Source organism: Pseudoalteromonas sp. S1608, from assembly GCF_005887265.1.
Taxonomy (GTDB): domain Bacteria; phylum Pseudomonadota; class Gammaproteobacteria; order Enterobacterales; family Alteromonadaceae; genus Pseudoalteromonas; species Pseudoalteromonas undina.
Map to the genome: position 1 here is coordinate 82,330 of NZ_PNDK01000052.1, position 13,833 is coordinate 96,162.

General features: G+C 38.6%; 11 protein-coding genes. 7 read left to right on the plus strand and 4 right to left on the minus strand.

The window, feature by feature from the left end; all coding sequences use genetic code 11:
* Positions 1 to 123: 123 nt before the first annotated feature.
* Entirely contained in the window at positions 124 to 1,185 is a 1,062-nt protein-coding gene (locus CWB75_RS17200) for a DUF6765 family protein (RefSeq protein ID WP_138571281.1), read from the minus strand.
* A 257-nt stretch (positions 1,186 to 1,442) separates the two neighbouring features.
* Between CWB75_RS17200 and CWB75_RS17205 the strand changes: the two genes are divergently transcribed.
* From CWB75_RS17205 to CWB75_RS19115, 5 genes are all read left to right on the plus strand, one after another.
* Positions 1,443 to 1,670, plus strand: a complete 228-nt coding sequence (locus CWB75_RS17205) for a helix-turn-helix transcriptional regulator (protein ID WP_138571282.1) — start codon at positions 1,443 to 1,445, stop codon at positions 1,668 to 1,670.
* Complete coding sequence (locus CWB75_RS17210) at positions 1,670 to 2,536, plus strand: hypothetical protein (RefSeq protein ID WP_138571283.1); 867 nt, start codon at positions 1,670 to 1,672, stop codon at positions 2,534 to 2,536. The genes CWB75_RS17205 and CWB75_RS17210 overlap by 1 nt, the downstream gene beginning before the upstream one ends.
* 241 nt (positions 2,537 to 2,777) lie before the next feature.
* Entirely contained in the window at positions 2,778 to 3,125 is a 348-nt protein-coding gene (locus tag CWB75_RS17215) for a hypothetical protein (RefSeq protein WP_138571284.1), read from the plus strand.
* An 8-nt stretch (positions 3,126 to 3,133) separates the two neighbouring features.
* A complete protein-coding gene (locus tag CWB75_RS17220) occupies positions 3,134 to 3,859 on the plus strand; it encodes a zeta toxin family protein (RefSeq protein WP_138571285.1) in 726 nt (241 codons plus the stop codon).
* Positions 3,860 to 3,867: 8 nt separating this feature from the next.
* Positions 3,868 to 4,035 (plus strand): hypothetical protein, encoded by a 168-nt coding sequence (locus CWB75_RS19115; RefSeq protein WP_164835547.1) that lies wholly within the window; start codon positions 3,868 to 3,870, stop codon positions 4,033 to 4,035.
* Positions 4,036 to 4,089: 54 nt separating this feature from the next.
* Here CWB75_RS19115 and CWB75_RS17225 read toward each other — a convergent pair whose 3' ends face one another.
* Positions 4,090 to 5,406 (minus strand): tyrosine-type recombinase/integrase, encoded by a 1,317-nt coding sequence (locus CWB75_RS17225; protein ID WP_138571286.1) that lies wholly within the window; start codon positions 5,404 to 5,406, stop codon positions 4,090 to 4,092.
* 469 nt (positions 5,407 to 5,875) lie between these two features.
* Between CWB75_RS17225 and CWB75_RS17230 the strand changes: the two genes are divergently transcribed.
* On the plus strand, positions 5,876 to 7,753 hold the full coding sequence (locus tag CWB75_RS17230; protein WP_010391757.1) for a methyl-accepting chemotaxis protein: 1,878 nt from the start codon (positions 5,876 to 5,878) through the stop codon (positions 7,751 to 7,753).
* 84 nt (positions 7,754 to 7,837) lie between these two features.
* Here the strand turns inward: CWB75_RS17230 and CWB75_RS17235 are convergent, their stop codons facing one another.
* Both CWB75_RS17235 and CWB75_RS17240 read right to left on the minus strand, forming a co-directional pair.
* Entirely contained in the window at positions 7,838 to 8,167 is a 330-nt protein-coding gene (locus tag CWB75_RS17235) for a 5-carboxymethyl-2-hydroxymuconate Delta-isomerase (RefSeq protein ID WP_008114843.1), read from the minus strand.
* A 115-nt stretch (positions 8,168 to 8,282) separates the two neighbouring features.
* Entirely contained in the window at positions 8,283 to 10,400 is a 2,118-nt protein-coding gene (locus CWB75_RS17240; RefSeq protein ID WP_138571287.1) for a winged helix-turn-helix domain-containing protein, read from the minus strand.
* 322 nt (positions 10,401 to 10,722) lie between these two features.
* Between CWB75_RS17240 and CWB75_RS17245 the strand changes: the two genes are divergently transcribed.
* On the plus strand, positions 10,723 to 13,743 hold the full coding sequence (locus CWB75_RS17245) for a TonB-dependent receptor domain-containing protein (RefSeq protein ID WP_138571288.1): 3,021 nt from the start codon (positions 10,723 to 10,725) through the stop codon (positions 13,741 to 13,743).
* The last annotated feature ends 90 nt before the right edge of the window (positions 13,744 to 13,833 follow it).

The window sequence follows — 13,833 nt, forward strand, 5'->3', positions numbered from 1 at the left end:
ACTTTTAGATTTACTCAAAAAGTTGAAGTGAGGCCATTCATCCCTTTAGTAGCATTTATCTTTTATATAATTAGTTAATTAAGGGTAGTAGGTTTTGCCCCTAAGCTACCCAAAGCTTCTAGATTAACCTACACAAATCCCGTATTGAGGTAAAATATCATCGATAATTGTTAATTTATGCTTTTTTGCTGCATCATGAAAATACTTCCAGTTTGATGTCATGAAGTCGGCAGTGAATTCATATTTGTCTTCATCACCATTAGCTAGAGTGGTCCCTAAAGCTTGATGTTTCCATGAACCTTCTCCTTTAGCTATATAATCAAGGGTATATGCACCTAAGTTGAATCTATCGTTTTCAATTGCTTCTAGCCAAAGCTTGTGGCGAGTTTCGCCTTCGTTCATATCAAACTCTATAAAACACTTAGATATCTCAAGTTTTAACTCCTCAGGTAGTCCATGTTCTTCAATATCTAAGTATCTTTGATAGGCTTTACATAACTCATTTGCAGCTATTAAGAAGTCTACAGTATTATTTCTCACTACCTCTTCCCCTAACCCATTGGTATAGCTCCACTCTTGATGGGGAAGATCTGGATTAGAAAGTGCTTGGCCATGGCCTAGGCTAGGTATATCATCTTGAAAAATATCAGAAAAGAAACCTGAAATTCGTTCCGTAAGCTCAAGCTCTGGGTGCCCATTTCGATCTAAAATATTTTCAACTTTATTAACATCATGATTGACTCCTGCAAAGCCTTGATGCCCCCAAGTATCAATAAAAACATGAGAGGTAATTCCTAATCGATGTAAACCATAAGGTCGATTTTTTTCTGCAATACATTCATCAATCATATCTTTAGAAATATAAGAACCAGGTTTACACACCAGCTTTTTAATGAATGTTCCAGATGGGTTTTGACCAGCAGGTAGGCCACCGTTACCAGGAAGAAAATGGAATGGTACCCAGACTTTCATATTCTTCAAGCTGTCTAGGTTTTTATAATCCAACATTTTATGAGCTGTAGCTATACGTTCATACGCAGCGCCGTTACTGAACTCTATATGACCATAGTTTGTTGCATCATCCACATATTGAGATGCGTGAGCAATAATAGTAGCTTCTTCTACCGAAAATCCAGCAGCTCTTGCTATAACCCATGTCATACCGTGGTGTAAATCAATTTGCATTTTACAATCCTTATTTGTTGTTTTTTTATCCACCTTTCCAGTAAAACACAAATTATCTCAAAGGTTAATTAAGAACTGCCATAGCAGATATGCTGTTTTGCTTTTACTTTCTCTTTTTTGGTTATGTTAAATGCTTTGATGTTTTTTATACTTATAAAAAACCCATAAAAAGTCAGGGGGGTTTTTCTGAGAATAAAAAAGATTTATGTGAATAATAGTAAGCACTCAAACTAAATGGTAATTAATCGGAGTGCTTTATGCCGAAAATCAAACCTCAATTTTATACAGCAGATGAAGTTGCAGAAGCTTTATGCTGCTCTAAGCAAACCTTATACAATAAGCTAAGTGAGAACAGGCAAGCAAAAGCGCGTCACTCACTGCCTCCTTATATCAAGCAAGGTGGTAAAACACTCTTTCCTATATCAGAGTTCCACCACTGGATTGAAACGCAGCCTTTAATTCGTAGTGGGGAGGTATATTACTAATGGCCTTCACACTAAACAGCAAAGAAATAATCACCAACTGTCCTATCGAAGAGCGAACTTTTGGTTCATACCCAGCCTTTTTGATTGATCCATGTATTTTGCCCCTTAAAAAGCTTGAGCAATCGACTGTCAAAGGCTTTGGCAAATACAAAACTGTAATGTTGAGCAGTCCTCAAATTTTGCCTCATGGTCACTATGCAAGGTTGATCATTGCTCACCTAACAACACAAGTCAGTAGAAGGCCAGAGCTTCCCTCATACGTCATAGCCAAATCTGTAAGTGAGCTATTTCAGCAAATAACAGGACAAGACAGCATATCAGGTGGCACATACGCTAATTTTTTACTCTCTCTCGAAAGAGTATTTGATACGACATTTACAGTTGTCCCGACTAATAAATCAAAAGATAAAATGCGAAGAAGGGGATTTTTCGCTGAGGCGGATAATTTGATCAACGATGAGTATGGTATTGGCTATTTCAATGCTAAATATAAACAGGTTCTCTATACCCCCTCGAACAGCTTTAAGGCGCTGATAGCTGATGATAAAAGCATTATTCCCATTGATTTAAGGTTCCTTCAACTTGCTCGAGCTAAAGACATAGTCCTCGCCCATGATCTCTACTTGTATCTCATACGACGAGGTTATGGACGTGAAAAAATTGTTTTTGTCCCTTGGGGAACCCTCCACAAAGATGTTTTTCCCTACCTAGACAGGCTTGCTCTGAGTAGGTTCAAACGGCGATTTTTGTGCGCTTTAGACTTCATTCTTGAATGCCATCCTCACTCTGGCATCCGTTTAGATAAAAAGGATAAAGGTATCGTCATTCCGCCTAACAACTACCTACTTCGCGGGAGAGATGGCTAGCGTATGGCTGCTTAAAAATTATGTATAAGTAGTTTCTAGTAATGTCATTGGCGGACAAAAGTTTGTCACTGGCGAACAGTTTTATGTCACTGAGAACCAAATGTTTGTCACTGGCGTGCAAAAGTTTGTCACTGAAGGACAGTACCACCAATGCAGCCCTTTATTATCAAGGCCTCTAGCTCCCTACTTAATACCTTAAATTCTCAATATCCAAAAATCTTATTATTAAGGACACTTAACTGTGAATAACAAAACTTATAAGTACGAAAAGTACATGAAGAACCTGCCTTACATCAAAGACCTTCAGTTATACAAGGCTGTGGGGATGACTCTTTATCTTATCATTGATAAAAATAGAACTTTGAAGTTTGCACTCTCTTCTGCAAGCACAAAGCATAATTTTAAGCCAAAGAAGCGAATTGAAGACCTTGCCCGAATCGCTCTCCCTGATGACTTCTTCGACAAAAGGCAAAGAGCTAATGCACCAATTGAAAAACGAGAAGAGGCTGCCCAAACTCATAGGGTATATTCAGAATTTGAATCACTTGCTAATAGGCACTTAAGTGACATAATGAATAGAGAATCATAAGGCTTCATATGACACCAGAAGAATTAGAGCGACAGGCAATTGCCTATGCTAAAAATAATAGGACTCGTATAGCTCGCGAGTTAACAGATAAAGATCGGTTTCCTCCCGATAACAGGCCGGTTTCTGTTTTTATGGCAGGTTCGCCTGGCGCAGGAAAAACGGAAGCTTCAAAAGCTTTTTTAGAAGAAATTGGTGCTGATAATGTACTCAGGCTTGATCCAGATGAGTTAAGAGAACTAATACCAGGTTATACAGGTGATAATTCTTATTTATTTCATCGTGCTGTATCTTTTATAGTTGAGAGAACACTTGATCATGCTTTTAAAAACAAGCAGTCATTTTTGTTAGATGGTACCTTGGCAAGTTATGATGTTGCAGAAAAAAATATTGAGCGTTCTATTCGTAAAGGTCGAAAAGTGCTTATTTTGTTTGTGTACCAAAAGCCAGAGTATGCATGGGAATTTGTTGAAGCCAGAGAGAAGTTAGAAGGGCGTAGGATTTTACCAAATACTTTTATAGATCAATTTTTTGCATCACAAAATGTTATCAAGGAACTTAAATTAAAGTTTGGAAGTCAAATTAAAGTAGATTTATTGGTTAAGAATAATAAGGGTCGAACACGTTTTTATCATGATAACGTTCAGGCTATTGAGCATCATTTAGATGAAAAATTCACTAGAGAAGATCTACAGAGCCTGATAGAATCGCCATTCAGCTCAAAAAACGAGCTTTAGGAGTACCTATGTTTTCAAATTTAATAAAGCCAAAGCAAGCTCAAAATTCTAAGCTTTCAGACTTTGTACTTGACTCAAGTTCAAGTGAGAAAAAGCGAGTTTATAATCAAGTTATTGAGCGAGCAATTTCCTCTCAAGTACAGGTAGTAAACAAAGCACCTGTAGGTCAACGATAATTAATAAAAAGTCCCGTATAGGGACTTTTTTGATTTAGAAGAAATTTATAAATATCAACTTAACAAAGTGCTCATCAACTCAACTTTCTGTTCCTTAGTTAAGCCTGCTAAGAGACTTTTCATTTCACTCATTTGATCATCAGGTTTTTCTTCAATCAAACCTGCATATTTGGCTATTGTTTCTGTTACTTTTTCTGCTGGCTCTTTAAGCTCCTCAGCGGTTAAAATTAAATAGCCAGCAGTTACATCACTTTTATCTGTAATATGGTTTAGAAGGCGTTTTAGGAGGTACCCTGATACACCGCTACTCTCAGCCATAGATGTAAATGTTCTGCGTAAATCATGCGAAGTGATTTTTACTCCTGCAATTTGGCATACATGTTTCAACGTTTTTTTAGGATCAGTTAGGTACCCCTTTTTACAGTTTGTGCCAAACACATAGTCAGATACTTTGTATTCTTTTCGTCGATTAAATATCTCAGCTAATCGATCTGTAATAGGAAACTCAACGTCCAAGCCATTTTTTGTATCCTCTAAAATGAATATCCTATCTTCAAGGTGTACTTGTGACCATGGGAGTTGCAGTAGCTCAGACCTTCTCAGGCCTGAAAAGGTTAAAAACTCCAGATAATCACAAAAACCGACACGACTATTTTGACGGTATTTAGCAGCTTCATTTCTTACTTCATATAATGCGTCTATGAATGGTTTTAGTTGTGAACGACGCAGTCTTGTTGTTTTACGCTTTACATTATTCCAGCTTCGTTTTTCAGAAAGTGTATCTACAGGGTTTTCTGGAAATAATGAGCGACCTTCTGAAGACTTGTATTCAGCTTTAGCAAAGTTAAATAAAGCACGCATTAGGCGCATGGTATAATTTGCCTGAGCAGGGCTTCTAGAGGTTATTTCTCGTTGGCGCTTTAAAATCATTGTTTGATTTATATCGGCTAGGCGTTTGTTATGCCAATCTGATAGGTAGCAATCTATTTTTTGTTGATACCCCCTTTCGGTTATAGGCTTTAGATCTCTAGATTCGATGTATGAATCAAAGGCTTCTTTCAGGGTAATAGAAGCGGCTCTAAATTGGCGCTTAAGGTCGTTAGGGTTTATACCCTCTGCGATATCTGCCATTACTTTTTTAGCCATTCGCCTTGCATCATCAAGTGTAATTGATGGAAAGTAACCAAGGGTGACATTAACCGGGGTGTCTCGCCCTGGTATCTTTTTATAAACTCTAAATGATTTTTTACCAGCTACGCTCACATCTAAAATGAGTCCTGACAATAGATTGTCATAATAACGAGTGCGTTTACCGTTTGATTCTATCTTTTTAAGCGACAATTCTGTGAAGCGAAATTTTGTGTCTGACATATGGTGCTACCTCTGTGCTACTTTGAACGTAAAATTTAACGTTCTGAAATACATAATGATTTATGCATCAGAGGTAGGGTTTATTCAATAACCCTATGATATAGCTATGAAAATTAGTAAATAGTTTTATCAAAAAGTAACTCGTAGTAAGTCCTTGTTTTGCAACTCATAATCGTTAGGTCCCCAGTTCGAGTCTGGGAGGGGCCACCACTTTTCAAAGCTTTCCAAGTAAATAAAAACTCATTTTCCTAGTTTATAAAATTCGCTTTTGTTATTTCTATCGTATTTTCACCAGTACACTGATTTTTTTATTAATTCTATTGAATACATTGCAATAAACACAGTTGAATCTACTATTAAAGTGTTATGGGGTTTTATTATAAAAATCTTTACTTTATGCCCTTTAATGTCGCTACTGTTAATTGTGTGCGGTATATAAAATACTGCTTAGTTACCCCTTAGGTGCTCTATGTTATTAAAACGAAAAGTATACCTCAGCCTTATTCTGGCTGTTGTTGCTCCTTTAGCAATATCTACTCTAATCTTTTCCAATAGTATTCGCTCAAATACAGAAGAAAAACTAGCAAAAGTAGATTTACCGACTGCGCTTAGTGAAGTTAAAAGCCAAATAGAGCTGGAACTTTCTACACCTATTGTTGTAGGCAAAGAAATAGCGCAAAACTTATTTGTGCAGCAATGGATGAATAATAATGAAGATGCGCAAAGTCGAGGTAAATTTATTGATTACCTCAAACATATAAAAAATAAAAACCAAGCCAGTAACGCATATATTATTTCTAAAAACTCCCGTAACTATTACACCGATGAGGGTATTTCCAGGCAAATAGATAGTAGTGATACTTGGTTTGATGCTTTTTTAGCATCGGATAGACCATTTGAAGTAGCGCTCGACATAGATAAAGGCAGCTCTGAGGTGATGGTATTTATTAATTATGCCATTGAGCTTGATGGGCAACGACAAGGAATTGCCGGAATTGGCCGTTCGCTCGATTCTATGGTGGATCTCATAAGTGAATATAGGATAGGTGAGGGCGGCATTGTTTATTTGGTCTCTGGTAGTGGCGAGATTATGCTGCATGGTAATAAAACTAAAATAGGGCAATCTGTTGACTTGACGCCGATTAAAAATGGGGCAATTCAAAGTAAAGTAATTGATGGTGATGACTATGTTGTATCAAGTACGCCTGTAAACTCATTAGGTTGGCATCTAGTTGCTGAAATTCCCCAAGAGCAATTATATGGCCCAATTAATAGTGCTATTAATACTAATATCATTTTTGGTGTAATTATTGCTCTTGTCGGTTTAGCGTCAGCACGCGTGTTGGTAGGGCAAATATTTAGGCCAATCGAAAACATTACTTCAGCAGTGAATGCGTTAACAGAAAAAGATGGCGATTTAACAGCGCGACTTCCTACTGACGATAATAATGAAATTTCAGACTTGGCGATTAAGTTTAATCTGTTTTTAGAGCAGTTACATTATATGTTTAAACAGGTTTCTGAGTCGGCAATTCATGTTAAAGGTATTTCCCAAGATGTACTTGAGCAAGTACAAGGAGCAGCTAATTTAGCTGAGGTACAGTCATCGAGTACACAAACGGTGGCGGCAGCGGTTAATGAGATGGAAGTTACGGTTCAGGATATTTCTGGCAGTGCCAGCAATGCGGCAGATATTGCGACTAAAACCGAAGAAACGACGCATAAAGGCGTTGGTTTTGTGCAAAGCACAATTAAACAAATGGAACAGTTAGAAGCATCGATGGCCAATTCTGTGGCTTCGGTGTTAGAGCTCTCGACAGAGATTAAATCAATTTCTCATGTATTGGATGTCATTAAAGGGATTTCTGAGCAAACTAACTTATTGGCGTTAAATGCGGCAATTGAAGCGGCGAGAGCTGGAGAGCAAGGGCGTGGCTTTGCAGTAGTTGCTGATGAAGTGAGAACGCTTGCACAGCGTACTGCGGAGTCTACAGAGCAAATTAATGAGATGATTGCTTCGTTAAATGCTAAAGCTTCAAGCACGGTAACTGCGATTGAATTGGGCAGCAAAAACACTTTAGAAAATGCCGAACGATTAAAAGAAACAGGCCATACATTAAATGGTATTTCACAGGAAATTGTACTGTTAAGCGAGTTAAATAACTCAGTGGCTACAGCAACGCGAGAGCAAACGTTAGCAACCTCAGAAATTAGCCAAAATATTGTAATGATCTCCGACTCGGCAGAGCAAACCAAAGAAAATATGAAAAAGTCAGAGCAGCTTTGTAATGGTTTAAATAAAGAGTCGAATATTTTAAGGGATTTACTAGGTAAGTTTACGCTTTAACCGCGGTTTTATAAAAATTAGCAGAGCGGGGATACCATCATAGTTATAGAGCACTTGCCTATAACTATGATGTTTTAATAGCCGTTAATTTTTACGATAAATCTCGTGATTCATTTCGTAAATATTAACGCTTAAGCTATCAGAGGCTCTGCAATATGTTTGTAGGCACGCTAGTAACTGCTCACTTAGCTTTTGCTTTTGCTCAATAGAGCGCCCAGCCATAATATGTACAGCAATATGAATAAACCCTTCTTTACCCACACCTAATTGGTAATGTTGATACGCAATAGCACGAGTTTTTATTGTTTCTAAATCAAATAAGCCACTTTCAAATGTTGTTGTGTGGATTTTTTCCACTAGAACCTGAGGTAATAAAGGCAGATCTTCTGAGTGTTCAATAATAATGTGTGGCATTTAGCGTATCCTCTTTAGATTGGTTTGTTTAATTATACCAAACGGGTTTGTACACGCTAACCCTATAGAGCTTAATTTTTAAAAATTTGGCTTAGCATAGTTCAGGCTGTTGCTTTTAGGGCAAATATTTTTGGTTGATACGTTTTATGTCAATTTGTGGTGACTTATACGAAGAGTATACCAGCCAGTTGGTATTTGAAATATAGGTTAAGCCAGAGGTACGACTAAATGCGCGTTCGGGAAGGCGTATAACGTCATGATGGCTTTTGGTTGAAAAGTCGTAATAACTCAAACGGTAATCACCTTGTTTTACATTAAAATAGTAAATACGCGATGTCGCTAAGGTGTCGCCTTCAAAAAAGTACCACGAATTATGATTAGATAAATTAATTTCGCTAACCAGTGGTTGCTCAGTTTGGCTATCAGGAGCTTTTATCCATAATTGATTAGTTGCTTGGTTGGCAAAAACTAAAGCGCCTTGCTTGTTTTCATAAGCATATAATGTTGGTGAATCTATGGCTTGTTCGAGTTTATTACCATTTAAATCGAAGCGATACACGTGCTGATCATCAGAGACTAATACGCTTTTACTGTCTGCAGCCCAGCTCGGTTTACCATGATCGCTAAAGCCCGTAGGTAATAATTCACTGGTTTGTTTATTAAAGTCATACAGGTATAACGCATGACCACTAGGGTGCGAGGCAACAAAAGCAATATAATCACCATCAGGCGACCATACTGGGTGGTAAATATTGGCATTGAGATTAGTGAGCTGCTTTCGAGATGTACCGTCTTTTTTTGCGGTCCACAATTCCATTGAGCCCGACTCATTAGAGACAAACGCGAGTTTGTTTCTGGTTTTATTGTAATTAGGAAAGCGGGTACTAAAATGGCTCGATAATACTGGGAAAGGAGAGCTTGCGACCGCATTATTAACCTCTAAACGCATTAAAGCCGAGTCTATATTCCACTGATGAAAATACAAACTGCCATCACTGGCAAATTCTGGGTAGCTTAAGCCATCTATGCGGGCATTGATCATTTGTTGTGTTTTAAGGTTGTAAAAGTACCCTTGGCGTTTACCTTTTTTTACACCAGAAAAAACGAGTTGCGCCTTAGAGGGGTGCCAATCAACGCCTCTCATATCAATAAACCCAGTAGTTAACTGCTTTGCATTGCCTGTTTTTATATCGATTAAAAATAATTCTTCAAACCCCGTTGGTAAGTTACGAGATACTACAAGTTGAGTTGCATCTGGGGAGAACACAACCGACTCATCGTTATATTGGCATGCTGAAATACAAGGTATTTGAGTAATTGTGTATGGCGATGAGGTTAAATCAACAAGGTTAAGTTGAGTCAGATTATTTTCATCATCTTCACTAATATAAACCAGTTTAGTGCCTAGGGCATTTATGTCTATATCGGTACTCGCTTTGTTACCACACTTCCCTAAAATAGTGGTATTTCCCGAGGCAATATTTTGCTGAATAACCTCACAGCCTTGACCAGATATACGGCGATAATAATAAATAGAGGTTAAGTCAGAGCTAAATACCGCTCGCCCTTCAATGAATGGGGTGTCGGTAAGTGCTATTGCAGCTTGTTCGGGTAAATGTAAATCACGTAAGTATAAATTTGCTTTATGACCAGGGCGGCGCCAAGAATATGCTAAAAAGTGACTGTCGCTGGATATAGCAGGGAATAGCTCTCGTCCAGGGCTGGTAGTAATGGTTTCAACATGATCGTATAAGCGCTCTGCTTGTTGCGATAGCGCAAGTGGCTTATTTTCATCGCTAAAAGCGTTGTAACCCCAGACTCCAGCGAATAACAAGACCACGATAGCCATGACTACAGCGAAAATATATTTAGGGCGAGTAGAGGATGTATTAATACTGTTCTGCGCGTTTGGCATTATTGGTTTTTGCACTAAGCGATAACCTGTTTTACGCAGTGTTTCTATGTAGGTGTTGTCGGGGTCAAGCTCTTTAAAGCTTTTACGAAGGTGCCATATGGCATTAGTGAGCGCTTTCTCACCCACATATTGATTACCATCCCATACGTTTTCGATTAGTTGTTCGCGACTCACCGCATTTGGATAACACGCTACTAAGTAGGTCAGCAGCTCTATAAATTTAGGTTGTAAAATACAGGCTTTATCAGCACAAAACAGCTTATTTTCAAACGCCGATATTTGGCAATTTCCAATTGAAAAAGGCTGTTGAGTATTCATAGTATGTGTATTTAAACCTCTTCCTAGTATGAGTTATTAGCGATGTTTGTACGTGTTGTTTAATGCAAAGTAACACGATAATTAGTTAATATTCAATTTTACAACATTCTAACACAATAAATATAAGTCCATGATTATAAATAAATAGATATTAAATAGATGTAAAATAGGGATATAAACGAGACACCTCTCATTGTGCTTTTATTCACGATTACTTACAACCTGTTATTAGTAAAACAAACCAATTAGTACAAAACAGATTTAATAACTAAAAAGTTAATAAAAAAGCTACTAATGGGATAATAAAAAATGAGGGAAGTCTGTGAGTAAAATATCAACCAAAAAATGCGCTTTAGCTTTGGCTATAACAGCGAGTCTATCTGGGCATGCAATAGCAAATGACGAGGCAATTGATCGTCAATCAACTGCTAAGGCAAGCGAAGAAGTGGTACAAGAAGTACCAGAGAAAATAACAGTAACAGGCTCGCGTTTAAAGCGTGATAGTTTTTCGGTCACAACTCCGCTGGTTACCATGGACAGAGCATCAATTCAGGATACAGGCTTAGGCAATCTTTCAGATGTATTAATCGATAATATGCCTGCACTGAGCCAAAGTATTGGCAACACAACCAGCCAATCAAGCATTTCGGGTACTGGTTTATCAACAGTCCAGCTTCGTGACTTAGGCGCTAATAGAACGTTGACATTGATTGATGGCCGCCGTGTTGTCTCTAATAGTTACGGCGGTAATTATGTCAGTTTAAATACCATTCCTAGTGGTATGGTAGAACGCGTTGAAATTATTAGTGGTGGTGCGTCGGCCACTTATGGTGCCGATGCGGTAGCCGGTGTTGTTAATATTATTACCCAGTCAAAAAAAGAAGGTTTTGAATTTCAAGCCCGTGGCGGTGAAACAACAGATGGTGGCGGTCGCGAATTTACGCTTGATTTAAACTACGGAACGTCATTTGCTGATGATCGCGGTTATGTATTTGTCAGCTCAAACTGGGACCGTGATTTTGGTATGACCTTTTACGATCGCGACCGAGCGCAAATAGAAGCGGCGCATAGTTACGATGATGAGCTGATGTGTAATCAAATGTACACCGCCGATGGCTATCAGTGTATGAGTGGTATTACACAAGCTGATTGGGCAAGCAAAAGCGATGGTACCTTAGGTGGTGTATTTTTAGAGAATAATAATAACGACACTCAGTTTTGGTACGACGGTCAAACGCTACGTGATGATTGGAAAGGCAATGAAGAAATTTATGGTATTAATTCACAGCAATACGTCATGCTTGATGTGCCGAGTGATAACTTTTCGACTGCAATAAAAGTCGATTATGATGTAACAGACGACATCATGAGTTATTTCCAAATTCAATACAGTAAGAGTGGCTCGTTCAACGATAAGTCACCAGAAGATGAATACGAAGGGGCTTACGTACCTCGCTACGACCCAGTGACAGGGGATCCTATCGATGATATTGCGCCAGGTTATATTCCTATTGATAACCCATATGTGCCACAAGAAATTATTGACAGTAACCCATACAAAGACCGTATTTATTGGGATCGTCGTTTTGGTGAAGTAGGTAATATCAGCACCGATAACGACCGTACGACTATTCGTACCTGGGCTGGCCTGCAAGGTATGATGTTTGATGATACATGGGATTGGGATATTTCTGCCGGATATGGTCAATTTAAACAGCATCAAATCCGCAGTAACGAGCTAAACACGGTACGTGTTAACCAAGCTCTGCAAGCTGAAAAATTAGCCGATGGCACTATTCAATGTAAAGACGCCGAAGCGCGAGCGCAAGGATGTGTCCCGCTTAATTTATTTGGTGAAGGGTCTATTACCCCTGACATGGCTGACTGGATCCGTACAAATCCAATTATTGATACTGAGATTCAACAGTACACGGTAATGGGTTATATCACCGGTGACTTATATGAATTGCCAGCCGGTAATGTGTCTGCAGTATTTGGTGCAGAGTATCGTAAAGACTCGCAAAGCTTAGATACCAGTGATGATATGAAAGCGGGCGGTATTACGTTTAACGTTGTGCCTTCTTTTTATGGTGAAGTAGAAGTATATGAAGCGTTTGCAGAGCTTGCAGTGCCACTACTTAAAGATGTGCCATTTGCTAAAAGCTTATCGGCAGAAACATCGTTGCGTTTAGCAAATTACAGTATTGATAATATCAGCACCGTAGCCAGTTATAAGTTAGGATTATTGTGGCAGCCAATTGATGGATACATGCTACGTGCTAACTATGCGCGTGCACAGCGTGCCCCAACTATTACAGAGCTATTGTCACCTCCTCGTGGCGATTTTGATTCATTTGATGATATTTGTGATGGCTTAACGGCAACATCAACAAACCCAGGGCACGATAACTGCCGTTTAGAGCCAACCTTGGCACAAAAGCTGGCTGATGATCCTGACTTTGAATTTGATAGTGAAGACAATAACTATTCACCAAATACGGGTAATCCAAACTTAAAAGAAGAAACAGCCGATACCTATACCTTTGGTATTACTGTTTCACCTGAGTTTTTAGATGGCTTTAACTTAGCGGTTGATTACTACGACATTGCCATTGTTGATGCAATTGATGAAATAAGTAACGAAAACATCATGCGTGAATGTTATGACTCAGAAGCGTCATGGGGTAGTGATAACGAATACTGTAACGATATTACCCGTAACGACGAAGGTAACATTGTAAAAATACTACAGCGTGAATATAACTTAGATGAGTTAACAGCGCGCGGTTACGATGTAGTTGCAACTTACAAATATGACATAGGCAGCTATGGTAACCTGTCATTTAAGCTTGATTACAATCACATTATTGAAAACTCACAAACCTATGAAGGGTTAGATGGTTCTAGTGTGACTTCTCAGTATGCAGGTTATGGCCGTTCAAAAGATAAAGCCGCTATGTCGATTGTATGGAAAATGGATGACTTACGTATCCGCTGGCGTACAAATTACGTAGGTGCTTTTAAAGCAAGCCAAGAAGATGAGAAAGATTACCTTGAATATGTTGCTGCAAATGAAGAACGCTGTGCTACGGGCGATGCCGGTTGTATTGCTAACCCTGAGCCACTGGCATATCAAAACTATGGCTCATTTTTAAAGCATAGTTTATCAGCGTCTTACACTATGGCACTGACAGATAAGAGTGACTTACGTGTATTTGGTGGGATTAATAATGTATTTGACGACAAAGGGGCATTTTATCCAAGTGGCCGAGGTAACTTTTATAGTGGCTACGGCGGCGGTGCCGGTCGTTATGTTTATCTAGGTGCACAATATAGGTTTTAATTATTTTTAGCTGTATTTGTTTGCAAAGGCACACCTTCGGGCGTGCCTTTTTTATTGCTTATAAAATTTGTTTTATCGCAGTGAAAGCGT

Coding starts and splice junctions, on each gene's coding strand:
- CWB75_RS17210 (WP_138571283.1), top strand. CDS start 1,670: ATGGCCTTCACACTAAACAGCAAAGAAATAATCACCAACTGTCCTATC.
- CWB75_RS17200 (WP_138571281.1), bottom strand. CDS start 1,185: ATGCAAATTGATTTACACCACGGTATGACATGGGTTATAGCAAGAGCT.
- CWB75_RS17225 (WP_138571286.1), bottom strand. CDS start 5,406: ATGTCAGACACAAAATTTCGCTTCACAGAATTGTCGCTTAAAAAGATA.
- CWB75_RS17230 (WP_010391757.1), top strand. CDS start 5,876: ATGTTATTAAAACGAAAAGTATACCTCAGCCTTATTCTGGCTGTTGTT.
- CWB75_RS19115 (WP_164835547.1), top strand. CDS start 3,868: ATGTTTTCAAATTTAATAAAGCCAAAGCAAGCTCAAAATTCTAAGCTT.
- CWB75_RS17235 (WP_008114843.1), bottom strand. CDS start 8,167: ATGCCACACATTATTATTGAACACTCAGAAGATCTGCCTTTATTACCT.
- CWB75_RS17240 (WP_138571287.1), bottom strand. CDS start 10,400: ATGAATACTCAACAGCCTTTTTCAATTGGAAATTGCCAAATATCGGCG.
- CWB75_RS17220 (WP_138571285.1), top strand. CDS start 3,134: ATGACACCAGAAGAATTAGAGCGACAGGCAATTGCCTATGCTAAAAAT.
- CWB75_RS17205 (WP_138571282.1), top strand. CDS start 1,443: ATGCCGAAAATCAAACCTCAATTTTATACAGCAGATGAAGTTGCAGAA.